Origin of the sequence: Wolbachia endosymbiont (group B) of Melanargia galathea (assembly GCF_964030625.1) — a bacterium.
Lineage (GTDB): Bacteria > Pseudomonadota > Alphaproteobacteria > Rickettsiales > Anaplasmataceae > Wolbachia.
Window position 1 is genome coordinate 517844 of record NZ_OZ034910.1, and the last position, 17407, is coordinate 535250.

Consider the following 17407-nt stretch of genomic DNA (forward strand, 5'->3'; position numbering starts at 1 on the left):
CTTTTATTATACTGCGAATATTTTAAATACCTGATTGCGCACGACTTCTTGCTACTTGCATCATCAAATCTTCTCCTAAATTCTGTGGTATTGCACTCAGTATCTCTGTCTTCTTCGTTCTCTCTGCAAGTAATTCCATTAAAACTTCCCTTGCTTGCTCAATACTTACACCCTGCTCAATAAATTCTCCTATTTTCTCTGGCATTCGTGATAAGTTACATAAACGTATTAATTCAACAATTTCAGTACGATACTTAGTTAAATTATCAGTTTCTAGGTCATCAATTTCTAGGTCAGTTGTAATTTGTTTATTCATAGTATTTTCTCCTTTGTTAATAAATTCAAAAAATGTTGTAACTCCATCTGCAAGACCTATTTCCACTGCTTTCTCACCAAAATATAGACCTGCTTCTGTTGATCGAATCTTTTCAATTGAAAGACCTCTATTTCTTGCTATTAGCTGCACAAACATTTCATATAGTCGGTCTACTTCTTTTTGTAAGCTTTCCAGACTTTCAGACGTTATTGGCTCATGTGGGTTTAAATCATTCTTTCGACTACCAGCAAAGATTGTGGTGTACTTAATACCTTGCTTTTCATCAAACCTACTTTGATCTATATGACTTGCTATTACTCCTATACTGCCAACACCAGAAGTTCTGCTCACAAATACCTTTTCAGCGCTTGAAGCTATAGCATATGCAGCAGAGTACGCATCATCATTTGCTATTGCCACAATTCTCTTTTTTGCTCTTGATTCGTAAATAAAATCAGCCAAGTCGAATAAACCGTTTACTTCTCCGCCTGAACTATCTATATCAAGCAGAATAGTTTCTATATCTTTGTTTGATAATGCTTCTTCTACTTCTTCTTGAATTTTCTCATACGATGTCATGTCTAGAAAATCATCAAAAGCTCCTGGTTTTTTGGTTAAAATTCCATGTATTGGTATTATTGCTGTCTTTTCTATATTGTTCTTTACATAGTGTTTTACGTTTTTAAAGATAGGTTGTTTTCCGTTATATAGCGACAACAGGTCAAAGCTTTTTTGCTCTATCATCATCGGCCTACATAGCCAGTTGGTTTGTAAAATTTCCATAAAGTAAACGAGATTTATTTTGTTTGTGTCCTGACATCAGAATCAAAGAAAAGGTTGAAAGAATCAGAACGCTTTTGATCTTCTGCTATTTCTTGGTCAATTTCTTCTACATCGTAACCCATTTCTGATACTACTTCCGATCGACTCTTAAATCCATTCCTTACTGCCATTTGCTGTGCTTGCTGGTCTTTCAGTGGATCCACCCAATCAAATCCCTGTGGTATCCATTTTACTTCTTCTTTCGCTGCTTTTGCCACTTTTTCATCTATACAGAGTTCTCCACACAGTACTGCTAACTCTAGCCATCTATTCCATACTGGTCTGCAAAATTGAAATACCATAATGTTGTGTTGCAGCATAGCGCATCTACGACGAAACTCTATCAGTCCTGCTCTGATTGATGAATAATTAACACCCGTTAAATCTCCTGTTAGTTGCTCATATGTTATCCCTGTGCCTATTGCTATTGCCCTCAGTTGCTGTCTCATGAATGCTTCATAACTTCCTCCAACATCAGACGGCTCTGAAAATTTTATGTCTTCTCCTGGGTCTAAAAGCTGCATAGTTCCTGGCTCTAAACCTGATAGTGCTACTCCTTGCTCATTACTTTCACCTTCTCCTAAAATATTTGCTTCTGGATCAAGTCTCGTAATAAACCCTGCAAACATTGCTGCAGTCTTTTTTCGTACTAATTCTGCATCATCGTACTGGTCAAGTTCGTAAAGCTTCAAAAGCACGTTAGAAAGCCAAGGCTCCCCTCTAATTTGTCCAGGTCTTAATGGTCTATAAATATGTAAAACATCATTTGCCGGTACTCTAACTGACTCTCCAAATGAGCCTTCTCCTGGGTGCTCTCTAAATAAATAATATGCTTCTCTTTGCCCAAGCCTATTAAACTCAATCCCGCTTCTTATTACATTACCATTTCCTAAAGTTTGATTTGTTTTATTATCTAAATGTTCAGACTCAAGCACTTGCAGTTGTAATGGCACAGAAAATCTATCTTCCAGCCTTCTCGTTCTTAAACGTACAAAACATTCTCCTCCCTCTATCATACTTCTGCATACTAGAGCTTGTAATCCATAAAAATCACTTATTCCACAGCTATCTGCTTCGTCTGTCCAACGTAGCCATAATTCTTGTACTTTCTTTCGAAATTCTGCATTCCTTGCTTTTGATTGTGGTTTTATTCCTGTTCCAATAGAGTTACTTACTATTGTATCAATAATATTTGCTGCATATGGATTTTTTCTTACCATATCACGAGAGCGGCTACGCAAGTGCTCAAGGCTTTGAGAAAGCAAATTATTTATGCTTCCTGCTTCTCCTTGCCAATACATTACCCTTCTTCCTGAGCCTGCTGCATCCCATGCAGAACTTTTGATTTTTGGCTTGCCAAATAATTGTTTGAAGGTTTTTAACATCCTGATAACCAAAATTCTCTTAATTCTTTCAAAGTTCCGTTAAATTTGTTTCTGTCACATTTTCCGATTCCTTCTACTTCATGCGGCTTTGCTCCTGTTTGACCGTCGGTATATTGCCATAGAGTCCAGTTCCTCCATCCTATTGGTAATGTCAGTTTTGTTCCCCATTTTGCTAACCATAGTGGACATTCTGTTAAAGTTGGGGTGGCAAAATCCTTGAGAAAACTAGGGCTTCCATAAATTAACGGCAAACGTCCGGTTACTAAATAGACCCTATTTACAAAGTCCTCTGCTTGTTTTGGCATTATGCTTTTTCCATCTTTGTTTTCCTCAATGTCAAGGGCTAACAATATATTTGAACTATCACCAATTGTTTCGAGAAAATGCTCAGCTTGGTCTTTGCCGCTTTTTTCCCCGACACCAAAATGGTATGCACCCCAAAGCAATTCCTCTTTTTCAGCGGCTTTTTTCCTTTTTGTATATTCAGGATCTACGTACTTTACCCCCTGGGTGGCTTTGTGAATTATGCCTACTATGCCATCTTCTTTTGTTAATCTAAAATCTATCTCCTGATTCCAGTGGGCTTTGTTGCACAGCTCTTCGGATAGTGGGTAATGTATAATAAATTCATGAAGCTATATCAAACTTAGCCATGCCTATTTCAGTAAATTTGTTAAGCAAATAACACTTGAGTAGCAGTTCCTTCTCACGATTAATCTCAGATTTATTCCTAAAACTAAATCCAAATATTTGCTTCAGTCGCGAGAAAAAACTTTCTATATAAGATCTCTTCCAATAATTTATCTCTTTTTTCCACCTCTTCATACCATCTTCATCATATGACTTTATGAGCTTGATTGTAGAATTTCTCTCATTCATATAATCCAACTTTGGATGCTCTACTGCATTATTTTGCGGAGGAATCCTTGTCTTTATGTCAAGCTCATCGCACAGTTTGTATAACTTCTTTCGATTATATGCCCTATCTGCATATATCGTGCTTATGTTATACTTGGTATCCACTCTTTCAATAAGATCACAGGCTCCATAGTGGTCGGAATAAACTCCACTACTGTATTTTGCAGCTATAACTTTTTTACTACCTATCTCTAGCATTACATGTAGCTTTCTTGTTTGCTCATAGCGGCGATACTTTCTATCTGTACCATTTGCCTTACTATGGCCTGGAATATTATTGTAGATGCTGATACCTGTACTATCTATAGCAATTTCAATATCTTCCATATCGTTCTTATCAACTCTGCAGTCGTTGATTTTGATATTAAGCTTTTTAAACCTTCTTGAAGCCTGCGAATAGCTGATAATTTGCAAAATTTTCCCTATTTGCTCAAGATATTTCTCTATAAATCCCACTGTTTGCCTAAGACCAATCCTGAATAGATAGGTTATTATGTGAATTAGAATCACTACTTTGTCGCTGTAGACATTGTTGCCACCTGCTACTTTTGGACTATTTTCGTACCAATTTTCAATGGCATCGTTGATATAATGAAAAACATTTCCCCTTTCTTGAAGAAATTTGTTATATTCATTGCAGTTACTGACTTTCATTCTTATTGGCATATTTTTCCTTTGTCGGCTAAATATCTATTTTATAACAAATTCCATCAGTAACTGCCTGTTCTTTCCTTGAGTGGTGCAACAAAGCCATTCCAGTGCGACAAATCTATTACTGCATTTATAAGCATACCTGGTGTAGCGGTAGCTATCATATACCTCAAATGCTCTAGAAAATCTGGGTATCCATTTTCTATCATGCAACTTCTCATACCACTCCTTTATTCGTTGAAATAACAATCTTTCTTTTTGGTTTTTGACCTTCAACCTTGAGCTCAGCCTTGATTCTTTGTCTTAAGTTTAAAAGATCGTTTATTTGCACTTCAGCATATCTCACAACATGGTCACCATATGCAATTGATACTACTCGCTCTCCGCTTTGCAGCTTCTTTATTGCTTGTTCAACTTGAAACAAATACTCTTCGTTATACATTTTTCAACCACTTACTCTGTCTTACTTTTTTAGGTTTTTTACTTTCCATTTTCCCACTCAAACTATTCCATTTACTCTCTGGCCATCGATCGATTCCAAGCGCAATAGATGCAGCTCTCGCATAAATTCGGCAATCTAGTACTTCATTTCTTTCTCTTACCTTTTGCCACTCTTGTTTGGTATATCCTTTTACCACTTTGCTGACTAATTGCTCTGCTGTTAGCTGCTTAAAATATTCAGGTGCATACTCAGGAAAATGACAGTATCCTGCTGGAGCTTCTTCACCTTCTTTTAAAACATTAAGTAATTGAAAAAGCTCTGACTTTAATATCGATACTCCTGCTGGCCAGAGCTTTATTCCTCTTTTCAGCTTTTGCCCTCCAACTGTTATATCTACTCTACTTGGGCTGCTAAGTGGTACTAGTGCTTTATTTACACCTTTGACTGCCATTACTCTTCCAGAGCCTTGATGGCCTCTTACCCAATTGTATACTTCTTGTGTTGCATATCCAGCATCTACTGCCATCATACATACTGTAATTGCTATTGAATGATGGAGAGACATACTCCATTATTTTAGCACGAAGTAACAAATTCAATGAATTAGTTCTTCAAGAATAATTTAAACTTTTACAGTAGGAGTAGTCTCATGAAACATTATAGCGGGTTAGATGTCTCACTCAAAGAAACTTTTATTAGTATCATTGATGAGAAAGGAAAAATTGTTAAAGAAGGGGTTGTTGCAAGTGAAAGCAGTGCAATAGCTGAGTTTCTGCTTGGTCAAAACAAAAAATACGAGTCCATAGGAATAGAAAGCGGGCAATTATCAATATCGATGTGCAAAGAGTTGAGGAATCTTGGATTACCAGTAACTTGTGTAGATGCAAGGCATATGGCAGCAGCATTATCTGCGAGAATCAATAAGAATGATAAAAATGATGCAAGAGGCATAGCACAAATGATGAGAGTTGGGCTATTTAAGGAGGTATTAGTAAAATCAGACGAAGCTTGTCAGGTTAAAATAATACTTGGAAGCAGAAGACAATTAATACGTTGCAGAGAGCAAATTGCGGGAACAATAAGGGGATTACTGAAAATATACGGGATAAAAGTTAATCAACGTCTTAGTTCTGCAAACTTTGCTTTAAAAGTGCAAGAAATGGTTAATAATCTAGATGAAATTAGCCAAACCTCAATTGAATCATTAGTACATAGTTTAGAAATAATAGAAGAATCAATAAGAAAACTTGATAAAATGCTCTCAGAACAAAGCAAAAAAGATGAGGATTGTAAATTATTAACTACTGTTCCAGGAGTTGGTATTATAGTAGCAATGACATATAAAGCTGCAATAGATGATCTGCATAGGTTTGAAACATCTTATACAGTTGGAGCCTATATGGGATTAAGTCCAAGACAGTACGCTTCTGGTGAGATTGATCGACACGGAAGTATATCAAAAATGGGACCAGTGGACTGTAGGAATATGTTATATGAAGCCGCGCAGGTCTTACTGGTAAAATGTAAAAGGACATTTAAATTAAGAAGCTGGGGATTGAAGCTTAAAAAGAAAAAGGGCATGAAAAAAGCAATTGTTGCAGTAGCAAGAAAATTAGCCGTGATTATGCATAAGATGCTAATCGATAGAAAAGAGTTTTGCTATCAATAAACACTAAAGAAGTATAAAACAATAATTTTACTGAAAGTAAAGATAGCAATGCCGATGGAAGGGATAAGCAAGAGGATAAGTTCTCTAATTGCATAAAAGTCAACAATAATTTTTTGTATCATGAAAAATATTTTTTGATGTAAAATTCAGCTCTAATACAACCTTTTATTTATTATTGTATTATCTTATTCAATCAAAAGAGGTTTTATTGGCAATAAAAACATCAACACTAATTTCCAATTAATCTCTTTTAAACTATGTAGCCAATGAATATGTGGATAAATACGTCCACACAAACTTAAAGTATTTATCCACATATTCATTAAGCTTATAAAAACTAAGGTATCATTCTTTTCCTCTATAGTCTTAATGATTTTACATAAGTTAAAAGTAGCATGCTTCCATTGTTCTCTCCGCGGTCTAATATGGCTAATTCATATTGTAGCCAAGCCGCACTATACTTGTTAGGCGGAAGTGGACGGCAACATGTACGCCACGAAGTCTATGCTTCAACTTATCCTCTTGCTTATCCCTTCCATCGGCATTGCTATCTTTACTTTCAGTAAAATTATTGTTTTATACTTCTTTAGTGTTTATTGATAGCAAAACTCTTTTCTATCGATTAGCATCTTATGCATAATCACGGCTAATTTTCTTGCTACTGCAACAATTGCTTTTTTCATGCCCTTTTTCTTTTTAAGCTTCAATCCCCAGCTTCTTAATTTAAATGTCCTTTTACATTTTACCAGTAAGACCTGCGCGGCTTCATATAACATATTCCTACAGTCCACTGGTCCCATTTTTGATATACTTCCGTGTCGATCAATCTCACCAGAAGCGTACTGTCTTGGACTTAATCCCATATAGGCTCCAACTGTATAAGATGTTTCAAACCTATGCAGATCATCTATTGCAGCTTTATATGTCATTGCTACTATAATACCAACTCCTGGAACAGTAGTTAATAATTTACAATCCTCATCTTTTTTGCTTTGTTCTGAGAGCATTTTATCAAGTTTTCTTATTGATTCTTCTATTATTTCTAAACTATGTACTAATGATTCAATTGAGGTTTGGCTAATTTCATCTAGATTATTAACCATTTCTTGCACTTTTAAAGCAAAGTTTGCAGAACTAAGACGTTGATTAACTTTTATCCCGTATATTTTCAGTAATCCCCTTATTGTTCCCGCAATTTGCTCTCTGCAACGTATTAATTGTCTTCTGCTTCCAAGTATTATTTTAACCTGACAAGCTTCGTCTGATTTTACTAATACCTCCTTAAATAGCCCAACTCTCATCATTTGTGCTATGCCTCTTGCATCATTTTTATCATTCTTATTGATTCTCGCAGATAATGCTGCTGCCATATGCCTTGCATCTACACAAGTTACTGGTAATCCAAGATTCCTCAACTCTTTGCACATCGATATTGATAATTGCCCGCTTTCTATTCCTATGGACTCGTATTTTTTGTTTTGACCAAGCAGAAACTCAGCTATTGCACTGCTTTCACTTGCAACAACCCCTTCTTTAACAATTTTTCCTTTCTCATCAATGATACTAATAAAAGTTTCTTTGAGTGAGACATCTAACCCGCTATAATGTTTCATGAGACTACTCCTACTGTAAAAGTTTAAATTATTCTTGAAGAACTAATTCATTGAATTTGTTACTTCGTGCTAAAATAATGGAGTATGTCTCTCCATCATTCAATAGCAATTACAGTATGTTGAAGCATAGACTTCGTGGCGTACATGTTGCCGTCCACTTCCGCCTAACAAGTATAGTGCGGCTTGGCTACAATATGAATTAGCCATATTAGACCGCGGAGAGAACAATGGAAGCATGCTACTTTTAACTTATGTAAAATCATTAAGACTATAGAGGAAAAGAATGATACCTTAGTTTTTATAAGCTTAATGAATATGTGGATAAATACTTTAAGTTTGTGTGGACGTATTTATCCACATATTCATTGGCTACATAGTTTAAAAGAGATTAATTGGAAATTAGTGTTGATGTTTTTATTGCCAATAAAACCTCTTTTGATTGAATAAGATAATACAATAATAAATAAAAGGTTGTATTAGAGCTGAATTTTACATCAAAAAATATTTTTCATGATACAAAAAATTATTGTTGACTTTTATGCAATTAGAGAACTTATCTGCATTTATCTGCAAGATATGGTCGTTTAGGAATATTAGAAAAGCTTTTAGATAGGGGAGCCGAGGTTGATGCTAAAAATAACAGAGGCTCTGCTCCTCTTCATATGGCTGCAGAGCATGGTCATTTAGAAGTAGTAGAAAAGCTTTTAGATAGAGAAGCTAAGGTTGATGCTAAAAACAATGATGGTTTAACGCCCTTAGAATTGGCAAACAACGAAAATAAGTCAGAAGTAGTAAATTTTCTTTTAGGTTACAAAGATAAGTACGGTTATACGTTGTTGCATTATACTGCTTTAGATAATGACCCAAGTCTCATAGGCTTTTTATTAGAAAAAGAGATTGATGTTAATGCTAAAGACAATTATGGCTGTACTCCTCTGCATGTAGCTTCTTTCAAAGATCATCTAAATGTAGCAGAGGAACTTTTAGATAGAGGGGCTGTATTAATGCTAAAGACAATTATGGCTATACTCCTCTGCATGTAGCTTCTTTCAAAGATCATCTAAATGTAGTAGAGAAGCTTTTAGATAGAGGGACTGATATTAATGCTAAAGACAATGATGGTTTAACACCTTTGGAATTAGCAAACAATGAAGGTAGATCAGAGATAGTAGTTTTTCTTATAAGCTACAAAAATGAGTACGGTTATACGTTGCTGCATTATGCTGCTAAGAATAATAACTCAGATTTAGTAGATCTTTTATTGACAAAAGGGGCTGATATTAATGCTAAAGATAATAGTGGAAATACTCCTCTGCACTTGGCTACTTTAAATGGTAAATTACAGGTAGTAAAAAAGCTTCTAGAGAAAGGAGCTGATATTAATGCTAAAGATAATAGTGGAAATACCCCTCTGCACTTGGCTACTTTTATGGCTACTCTAAATGGTGAATTACAGGTATTAGAAAAGCTTTTAGATATGGGAGCTGATATTAATGCTAAAAATAACAGAGGCTCTACTCCTCTGCATATGGCTGCAGAGCATGGTCATTTAGAAGTAGTAGAAAAGCTTTTAGATGAACGAGCTAAAATTTATGCTAAAAACAATGATGGTTTAACGCCCTTAGAATTGGCAAACAACGAAAATAAGTCAGAAGTAGTAAATTTTCTTTTAGGTTACAAAGATAAGAGTGGTTATATGTTACTACATTATGCTGCTCAGGATAATAACTCAGGTCTGATAGGCTTTTTATTAGAAAAAGGAGCTAGGATTGATGCCCAAAACAATGATGACTCCACTCCTCTACATCTGGCTGCTCTGAATGGTCATTTGAGCGCAGTAAAAAAACTCTTAGACAAAGGAGCTAGGATCAATGCTAAAAACAATGATGATTGTACTCCTCTACACTTGGCTGCGAGCTATGGTCAGTTAAAAGTAGTAAAAGAGCTTTTAGACAGAGGAGCCAATGTTGATGCTAAGAATAATGATAGTTATACTTCTTTGCATTTTGCTGCTAAATTTGATCACTTGAATATAGTAAAATATCTCATAAAAGAAGGAGCTGATGTTAATGTTAAAAACAGTGATGGCGACACTCCTCTGAACATAGCTACTAAGCTTAATCGTTTAGATATAATAAAATACTTTAAGTCAGAAGGTGCTCTTCGTAGCCGTCGTAGTATCGAATCTAAAGAATTACCAAAAGAGATTGAAGATTTGCACTACTATTATAATGAGCTTGTATCAGATAATTCATTACAGAGTAATAAGATAGACTATAACAGGGAAAATAATAATCAAGCTGCAAGTGGGGCAAGTAAGCCATCTTCGTGGATAAACTGTTTATTTAGTTGGGTGAAAAGCTCTATGAGTGGGTTATTAGGTTCGAGAGCTACTCTGTCTGAGGAAAAATTAAATACTAAAAGTTCAATATCACAACCGATGGATGTAGATGGTACAATACTATTACTTGATGTGCTGGTTAGAAAGGTCACGGGTCAAAAGTATATTTCCACGGTAGGTCAGTCTATACCACCATTAGAAGCACAGGGCTATGCATTAAATATTACAGAGGGATTTGAGAAAGTAGTAAATCAAGCTGCATTAAGAAGTGGCATATCAATGCATCGATTAAATATTGATTTTGTGGAAATACAGCAAGAAGTTAAAAGAAAAATCATAAGAGGTAAATATAATGAGATTTCAGGAATTTTAAACTCACATATAGAGAAAGCATGTCCTGGCGGAGAAGCTGGTAAATTAAGTCCGAAGAAATTTGACAAACTTATAGCGCAATTTGATAAGGGCCTGCTAAATCAATCAATAGAGCAGATATTACACAACAGAGATGGTAGATTAGAAGTTGATGATACAAAGCAAATGAGTTTAGAGCCTCAAAGTTATTTAAGTAATGCTTCAGTTCACAGCCATTCAAAAGTATCAACTTGTCTTTCTGAGATAGGAGTAACCAAACTTGGAGGTAATATCAATAGGTAGGTTATAATATAAGAGGTGCAGCTATAATATGCCAAGTAGTGGAAAATTTAAAGTGAAGGTAGCCAAAATAATTAGGGATACCAGACCAAGTTTGATGGTCCTAATACTAAAATGGATGAAGTAGACATAAAATGCTAAGTGGTTAATGTGTTTTCCATATTGAACTTACAGCACGTAGCTTTGATATAGAAGTTTGGGTAACGTTATGATATTAATTTATATAATTCTATGTGCAATCTTTATAGCTATTTTAGACAGTTCATTAGACTCTTAATTGGGGGTATGTTCGACTTAGGAAAGGTTTTCATAAATGTTGGAGTGAATAAGTAGGAATATTATGTTTTTTCTTTGAGTTGTGAAATTTCAGAATGAGAGAGGCCAGTTGTCTGGGAAATAACATCAATGGGGATATGTGTGATTCATATAGGTTATTACAATAAAAATGTAAGATCAAATAGAAATTTGTACTTGTGATAGTTTATATACCTTATTACAATTATGGTGGGAAGTATATCAACAATAAAAGCCGCAAGTAAATGGACTCTAAAGTTAAGCTACGCCTGAATTGGGTAAACCTATATAAAAAATTAGGTCATGCAGGAAGAGTATGTCAGCACTATAATATTTCACGCTTTACCTTACGCAAATGGTGTAAACGTTACAAGGAGTTTGGTGAAAAAGGATTAGAAAATCTTAGTAGCAGGCCTAAAACCTCACCTTTACAAAAAACCAATATATCTAGTGATCAACTTATTCTCCACTTAAGAAAAACTAGAAAATTAGGAGCAAGACGTATTCAAACTGAATTGAAACGTTTACATGATCTCTCTTTTTCATTGGCTACTATACACAAAGTTTTCAAAAAATATGATGTAAGTCTTTTACGTATTAAACGTCATTACCGCAAACAAATAAAGCGTTACAACTGTAAAGTACCAGGAGAACGTATACAGATGGATGTATGCAAAATAGCTTCTGGACTTTATCAGTATACCGCTATAGATGATTGTACACGTTATAAAGTTGTTACATTGTACCCAAGACGTACTGCAGAAAACACTCTAGATTTTCTTGAACAACTAAGAGAAAAAATGCCATTTCATTGTCAAAGAATTCAAACCGATAGAGGACAGGAATTTTTTGCTTATGGGGTGCAAGAATATTTGAAAAAATGGAAAATCAAATTTCGTCCTATCAAGCCATTTTCCCCGCATTTAAACGGTAAAGTGGAAAGAGCTCAGCGTACAGATTTAGATGAATTTTACAGTAGTGTTAACATCAAGGATCCTGACCTACAAATTAAACTCAGAGATTGGGAAAACCATTATAATAGACAACGTCCTCATAGCTCTCTTCAAGGAAAAACTCCATGGGAAAAATATAAAGAGCTAGAAAGTACAATTCCTTGTTTAAGTGAAGTGCAAAAAAATTACATTCCGTCAAAGGAGCCTTTTGTCATGCAAAATTACAAGCATGATCAAAGATTAAAGTCAATTCAAAAACACAACGTTACTTAACTATTTAAAATTCAGACTTAATCTGACAAATCAGTTGTTATGACCTATATGAATCACACAACTCATGACTGTTAGATATCGCATTAATCTTTCTGCTGTTACCAGTCTACATTCTTCAACTTTAAGGCCAGATTTTAAAATTTTATGTAAGACTTCTATTTTCCACCTAAGACAATACCAATTAACTTTTTCAATAGCTTCATCAAAAGTATTAACTGAAAGATTCGTTAAAAGCATCCACTCTAGTGGTGTTGATTCAGGAGGAGGATTTTTCTCAATAACTTGAACTACATAGAGCGGTAGGTCAGGTAGCTCTTCTTTATGTCTTAATCTTATATTGCCTCTATCTGGGTTCATAGTAAATTTTCCAAATCTAACTTCTAAAGATGCTATCCTTTTTGGCTTGTTATCTCTAGCCGGAATTTCAACTTCTACTTTTCCAGTACAAGGAACCCTTTCTATAAATTGCCATAATTTTTCTTCTCGAGAATACCTAGATGTTTTATTTACGTTTCGGTTTCTACAAGCTCTTATCAAAACCGCTGAATTAAGACGGTAAGCAAGCTCAAAAAAATCATAAATATCTGCTTCTCTATCACATACCGTTATAGTTTCTGTTTGAGTTGAATCTATAATTTCATTTGTTTTCTTTAAACTTTCTAGCCACTTTATGCTTTCTTTATCTTCAATACTAACGTTTCTACAACGTCTTCTTTTTTCTAGCTCTTGGTCTTCTTTAGATATAGATGGTCTCGAGTAAAGCTTTTGGTCTAGTATTCCTAATGTCAAGCCTTCTGTACTAATCGCAAAAGCTGTGTGCATCATAATACCTTTACTTTGTTTTTTTGAAACAACTGCCAATCCTCTTATTTTTTCATGTCCCATATATGAAATGCAACTTGTATCCTGAATCACAAGAATCCTTTTATGAGTTTTTGTTCTTTCAACAGTTTTTGCAATATGCGATGTTAAGATATCACTTCCTTTTACATTCTCATTTTGAAAAAAACGATAAGCTGCTTTTGCTTCTGACCAACTTCCACATGCTTGATTGATTGAACTTTCAGGTAAACTTATTAAACTATCAGCAATATTTACTAATCGATCTGTCAGTCTTTTATCTCCAAGTGCAGCATCCCCCAATTCATTTCTAGCCCATTCATTACCCTTGTTTGCCATTTTTATACCCTCAATATTCACAAACTTTAATATTCTAATCCTTTATTTATAAGTCCATTTACATTTGTGGGTAATAGTAAGGGTATAGGGACATAGCATCGCATGTAGAGGAGATGTATGACCACAAAATATCTGCAGCAGAAATATCCAATATCACCGACAAATTACTGCCGTTAATCAATGAATGGCGCAGTCGTCCACTGCAATCTGTATATCCAATAGTATTCATGGATGGCATGTTTTTCAAAGTCAAGGAGGACGGGCATTGCGTAAGTAAATGCATGTATAATATATTAGGCATAGATCAAAATGGCAGAAAAGAAGTACTAGGCTTTTATTTAGCCGAAAGTGAAGTTCTGGTTAGGAGTGTTAAATGACCTAAAAGAGAGAGGGGTAGAGGATATTCTGATTGCATGTGTTGATGGTCTAAAAAGTTTTCCTGCGGCTATAAATAGTGTATTTCCCAAAGCAGAAGTACAAATATGTATAGTGCATCAGATAAGAAATTCATTGAAATATGTATCCAGCAAAGATGTGAAAATTTTCATGAATGATTTGAAAAAAATATATCGTGCTTCAAGTAAAGAAATCGCTGAAAATTATTTGCTTGAGCTGGAAGAAAAATGGGGTGAAAAATATCCTTTGGTCATAAAATCGTGGCAAAACAATTGGGAAAATTTGTCTGGTTATTTTAAGTATTCTGGCCCTGTTAGAAGGCTAATTTATACCACCAATCCAATTGAGGGGTTGCATAGATGAATCAGGAAATTCATTAAAACCAAGGGCTCATTTACCAGTACAAATGCCTTGTATAAGTTGGTATATTGTGCTATAAAAAAAGTGGAGCAAAAGTGGATTATGGCTCTCCCTAATTGGGCTTTAACTATGTCTCAACTTGACATCTTCTTTCCCAACAGATTGAAAATTGAGTTGAACTAAAAATGCGGCTTGACACGCTTTTTTGAACATTCCCGATTAAGTCTAAACTATTACAGATAAATTAATCTTTTCTTCATCATTTATTTTAACAGTTACAAGCTTATTTTTACCATCACAAAAAGCACCTCCCGGCTCTAAATTAAAACGCATCTTCATCCCCCTTATTTTTATATCTACAATGTACAGCAACTATCATAATCCCCGACCATAAGCTCTTGCATTTACTCTGAGTAATTGATTTTTATTCACCCCCTCTAGAAAGCTAGATGGATTTTCCATTGTACACTCTGACTGTTTAATAGTCTTACCTGACTCTTTAAAAACACTACTATTTCTTTCGAAATATCCATTTTCTATAGCTGTCAAAACACTTTTTCCCCCTAACAGACAACTCTGCCCTAAACTTGATTTATTCTCTAACTTGTTAAATCTTACTTCATCGACAAGCCTCACCTCTATTTTATTACTATCTTTCTCACTAGGACATAGATGAATACTGATTTCTCCTACTTCGGTAGTAAAAGACATTCTAATGCTATCTCCTGATACGTCTGTGTAATTTCTACTTCCTCCTATATTTTCAACTCTAATTATACTTTTTCCAACTTGAAGTACACCAATGTTTAGATTTAAATCTTTAGCTTTTTGATTATTGAATATCTTTGCAACTTCAATAGTACTATTTTGTGGGTAATCTATACAAAAATATCCATTATCTATTTCTAGTTCAAAGTCATGTTTATCAATTTGCTCATTTTTACTTATAATACTTTCAAGTGCTAACTCCTTCAGCTTTGAAAGGTTTGCTTTTCGCTGACCTAAGGTATCTTTATCTGAACAAATTACGTTTACTACATCTCCATGCTCTTCATCGCTAAATCTGTTTAAAGATGCACCTTCTGATATTATCTGAAATATTTTTTTCTTGTGTAAAAACTCATAAATTCGAGTAGTGTCAGCAGATAAATATAGCTTTGGGAATGTGTCAGCTATACGATCTATCAAGGACATATCAGATTTATATGGAAAAGTGAACATTATTCCTTGTTTCAGTGCTTCGTTTATAACTTTATCAAGTTCTTTTTCGCACTCCTCATAATCTTCTTCGCTACCAGAGTAACCTAAAGTGTCCAGATAATCATGGATCTTATTTATTTTTTGCCAAATACTTTCATACTTTTCTTCTTCTCTTGTATTCGGTTTTACTTTCGCTAAAGAAAAAGAATCTTTTTGACGAATTAAAACAAAAGTATCTTTTTCTTTATGAATTATGGCTTCATCATAGAATAGTTGACTGTAACGCCTACCAAAACTTTCATCATAATCAGGGCAAGGGCTAACATTGTCACTTTCACTATCCGTTTCGTTCCATACTTCAATTGGGAAATCATTATTTTCAAGGTTTTCATCTTCACTTGTTCGGCAATTTTCTGTTTTTCCATATAGCCAGGTTGATTTCTGGTCATCGCTACTTTCATCGTCAGCTTCATTCCATACTCCAATCTCGAAATCAGTATTTTCAAGGTTTTTATCTTCACTTGTTCGATAATTTTCTGCTTCTCTATCTGGTAAGGTTGATTCTTGGTCATTATTATCAATAATATGTTTAATTTTCACTTCAGGTACAAACTGAAGCTTTGCTATTTCTTCTCTTACGTTTTCTTTGTTTATTTCATCTGCAAGAGACACTTCATTACTAATATAGAAATTTTTCTGTTTTAAACTTTCGTTTTCCTTCTGCAGTCTATTGAATTCTGCAAATAGTTCTTTATACTCTGATAAATAAATACAAAATTGATCTCTTACATCATTAAGCTCCTTCTCTTTTTCTAATATCTGATTTTCATAATCACCTTTCAAATCCTCTATACTGTTTATCAGCACTGTACTTTCTTTTCTTACTCTATTTAACTCATCTTCAGTCAAAACCAGTTTTTGCTGTAATTCTTCATTTATTTTGTCTGTTAACTGAATTTCATTCTTTGCCTCTTTTAATTGATTATTTAAGTTCTTAATTATATCACTTTTGTTCTGAGTTTCTAATAATAATATTTCTACTTTCTGTTTTAGCTGTTCGATGTCTTGATCATTTTCAGTTAAATTTCTCGTCCTTCTTTGTAATTCAACTTCAAGCCTTTTAATTTTCCCTTCTAGGGTTTGCATTTCTCTGGTAAGTTCACTTACTTCTTCGTAATACTCTTCTACTCTTTTCTTATAGTGTTTTTGTAACTCTACATTTTTTTTAAGATCAAAATTTTCTTGTTGTAGATTTTCTATTTTACTTTTCAAACTATCTATTGCTTGATTTTCTTCATTGCTAATCTCAAATACCTCTTCAGGAAAATCTTCAAATTCACAAGATGAATTGCCTTCAAGGTCGTTACTACCAAATAAATTATATTGTACTACCTGCTTTAAACTAAACATACCTATACCCCCTACTAAAATAAACAAGTAATATATTGTATGCGCTATATATCATAAATACAATCAATTTGAATATAATCTATTTACTAATTCGTATTGTGAATTTTTATAGAGTAGGTTTAGGTGTAAAATATTATAATACCATTAAAGCAGGTGAATAAAGCACAGTCTTTTTGAGAGGATAAATTTAATGAAAAGACCATACTAATTAGTGTTATAAGGAATTGAATTATTTACTTTCTCCAAAAAACATAAAAAGATCGTATATTTGTGAGAACAATTTAAGCAAAAGCTGCGTTATGAAAATAGAAGCTTGAAATTTTTGCAACAAAGCCAAGTAAATTGGTTCGCATGTAAATATGGCTGAAGTAGGCTAATATAGCTGCTTTTACTATATAATAAATTGATATAAAGAAAAGTTCGCACGGATCTAGCGGTAGACCATGCCATCCCAAAACAAACTCTTCTCACAATAGTGGTTTTGGGTTCTGGAAATGGCTGTATTGGTTTAGTTTTAAAAATACAAACTATAAT

13 protein-coding genes and 2 pseudogenes are annotated in these 17407 nt (G+C 34.2%); 5 read left to right on the forward strand and 10 right to left on the reverse strand.

The features are described from left to right. Positions 1-22: 22 nt before the first annotated feature. Genes AAHF52_RS02325 through AAHF52_RS02355 form a run of 7 tightly spaced genes read right to left on the reverse strand, consistent with a single transcriptional unit; the run spans position 23 to position 5081 of the window. Positions 23-1099, reverse strand: a complete 1077-nt coding sequence (locus AAHF52_RS02325; RefSeq protein ID WP_342068485.1) for a S49 family peptidase — start codon at positions 1097-1099, stop codon at positions 23-25. Between the two features lie 14 nt (positions 1100-1113). Continuing rightward, positions 1114-2523 carry a phage portal protein gene (locus AAHF52_RS02330; RefSeq protein ID WP_230609218.1) on the reverse strand — a complete coding sequence of 470 codons (1410 nt, stop codon included), beginning with the start codon at positions 2521-2523 and terminating at the stop codon, positions 1114-1116. Further along, positions 2517-3146 carry a glycoside hydrolase family 25 protein gene (locus tag AAHF52_RS02335; RefSeq protein ID WP_410541896.1) on the reverse strand — a complete coding sequence of 210 codons (630 nt, stop codon included), beginning with the start codon at positions 3144-3146 and terminating at the stop codon, positions 2517-2519. Before AAHF52_RS02335 ends, AAHF52_RS02330 begins: the two co-directional genes overlap by 7 nt. 4 nt (positions 3147-3150) lie before the next feature. Further along, positions 3151-4107: an IS5 family transposase gene (locus AAHF52_RS02340; RefSeq protein WP_213863789.1), complete on the reverse strand. Its 957-nt coding sequence runs from the start codon at positions 4105-4107 to the stop codon at positions 3151-3153. A 44-nt stretch (positions 4108-4151) separates the two neighbouring features. Further along, entirely contained in the window at positions 4152-4313 is a 162-nt protein-coding gene (locus tag AAHF52_RS02345; RefSeq protein WP_265024364.1) for a hypothetical protein, read from the reverse strand. Further along, complete coding sequence (locus tag AAHF52_RS02350) at positions 4310-4534, reverse strand: gpW family protein (RefSeq protein WP_230609214.1); 225 nt, start codon at positions 4532-4534, stop codon at positions 4310-4312. Before AAHF52_RS02350 ends, AAHF52_RS02345 begins: the two co-directional genes overlap by 4 nt. Then, complete coding sequence (locus AAHF52_RS02355; RefSeq protein ID WP_264376890.1) at positions 4527-5081, reverse strand: phage terminase large subunit family protein; 555 nt, start codon at positions 5079-5081, stop codon at positions 4527-4529. The genes AAHF52_RS02350 and AAHF52_RS02355 overlap by 8 nt, the downstream gene beginning before the upstream one ends. Positions 5082-5183: 102 nt before the next feature. Here AAHF52_RS02355 and AAHF52_RS02360 point away from each other — a divergent pair, with 102 nt between their 5' ends. Further along, positions 5184-6203 carry an IS110 family transposase gene (locus AAHF52_RS02360; RefSeq protein ID WP_214303242.1) on the forward strand — a complete coding sequence of 340 codons (1020 nt, stop codon included), beginning with the start codon at positions 5184-5186 and terminating at the stop codon, positions 6201-6203. Between the two features lie 593 nt (positions 6204-6796). On the opposite strand, the gene AAHF52_RS02365 is transcribed toward AAHF52_RS02360, so the two are convergent. After that, positions 6797-7816 carry an IS110 family transposase gene (locus AAHF52_RS02365; RefSeq protein ID WP_214303242.1) on the reverse strand — a complete coding sequence of 340 codons (1020 nt, stop codon included), beginning with the start codon at positions 7814-7816 and terminating at the stop codon, positions 6797-6799. 557 nt (positions 7817-8373) lie between these two features. Here AAHF52_RS02365 and AAHF52_RS02370 point away from each other — a divergent pair. From AAHF52_RS02370 to AAHF52_RS02380, 3 genes are all read left to right on the forward strand, one after another. Then, on the forward strand, positions 8374-8859 hold the full coding sequence (locus AAHF52_RS02370; protein ID WP_265034281.1) for an ankyrin repeat domain-containing protein: 486 nt from the start codon (positions 8374-8376) through the stop codon (positions 8857-8859). Continuing rightward, a complete protein-coding gene (locus AAHF52_RS02375; RefSeq protein ID WP_353281038.1) occupies positions 8850-10811 on the forward strand; it encodes an ankyrin repeat domain-containing protein in 1962 nt (653 codons plus the stop codon). The genes AAHF52_RS02370 and AAHF52_RS02375 overlap by 10 nt, the downstream gene beginning before the upstream one ends. Before the next feature lie 536 nt (positions 10812-11347). Next, entirely contained in the window at positions 11348-12328 is a 981-nt protein-coding gene (locus AAHF52_RS02380; RefSeq protein ID WP_019078870.1) for an IS481 family transposase, read from the forward strand. Positions 12329-12382: 54 nt separating this feature from the next. Here the strand turns inward: AAHF52_RS02380 and AAHF52_RS02385 are convergent. Further along, positions 12383-13507 (reverse strand): annotated as a pseudogene (locus AAHF52_RS02385) (IS4 family transposase); the annotation flags it as partial. Positions 13508-13587: 80 nt separating this feature from the next. Here AAHF52_RS02385 and AAHF52_RS02390 point away from each other — a divergent pair. After that, a pseudogene (locus AAHF52_RS02390) lies at positions 13588-14446 on the forward strand (IS256 family transposase); the annotation flags it as partial. A gap of 192 nt (positions 14447-14638) precedes the next feature. Here AAHF52_RS02390 and AAHF52_RS02395 read toward each other — a convergent pair. After that, a complete protein-coding gene (locus AAHF52_RS02395; protein WP_264376892.1) occupies positions 14639-16873 on the reverse strand; it encodes a hypothetical protein in 2235 nt (744 codons plus the stop codon). Between the last annotated feature and the right edge of the window lie 534 nt (positions 16874-17407).

Bases quoted from the DNA above. Each gene is read 5' to 3' on its own strand.
- AAHF52_RS02330 (WP_230609218.1), bottom strand. From the start codon at position 2,523: ATGTTAAAAACCTTCAAACAATTATTTGGCAAGCCAAAAATCAAAAGT.
- AAHF52_RS02395 (WP_264376892.1), bottom strand. From the start codon at position 16,873: ATGTTTAGTTTAAAGCAGGTAGTACAATATAATTTATTTGGTAGTAAC.
- AAHF52_RS02345 (WP_265024364.1), bottom strand. From the start codon at position 4,313: ATGAGAAGTTGCATGATAGAAAATGGATACCCAGATTTTCTAGAGCAT.
- AAHF52_RS02380 (WP_019078870.1), top strand. From the start codon at position 11,348: ATGGACTCTAAAGTTAAGCTACGCCTGAATTGGGTAAACCTATATAAA.
- AAHF52_RS02340 (WP_213863789.1), bottom strand. From the start codon at position 4,107: ATGCCAATAAGAATGAAAGTCAGTAACTGCAATGAATATAACAAATTT.
- AAHF52_RS02365 (WP_214303242.1), bottom strand. From the start codon at position 7,816: ATGAAACATTATAGCGGGTTAGATGTCTCACTCAAAGAAACTTTTATT.
- AAHF52_RS02325 (WP_342068485.1), bottom strand. From the start codon at position 1,099: ATGGAAATTTTACAAACCAACTGGCTATGTAGGCCGATGATGATAGAG.
- AAHF52_RS02350 (WP_230609214.1), bottom strand. From the start codon at position 4,534: ATGTATAACGAAGAGTATTTGTTTCAAGTTGAACAAGCAATAAAGAAG.
- AAHF52_RS02360 (WP_214303242.1), top strand. From the start codon at position 5,184: ATGAAACATTATAGCGGGTTAGATGTCTCACTCAAAGAAACTTTTATT.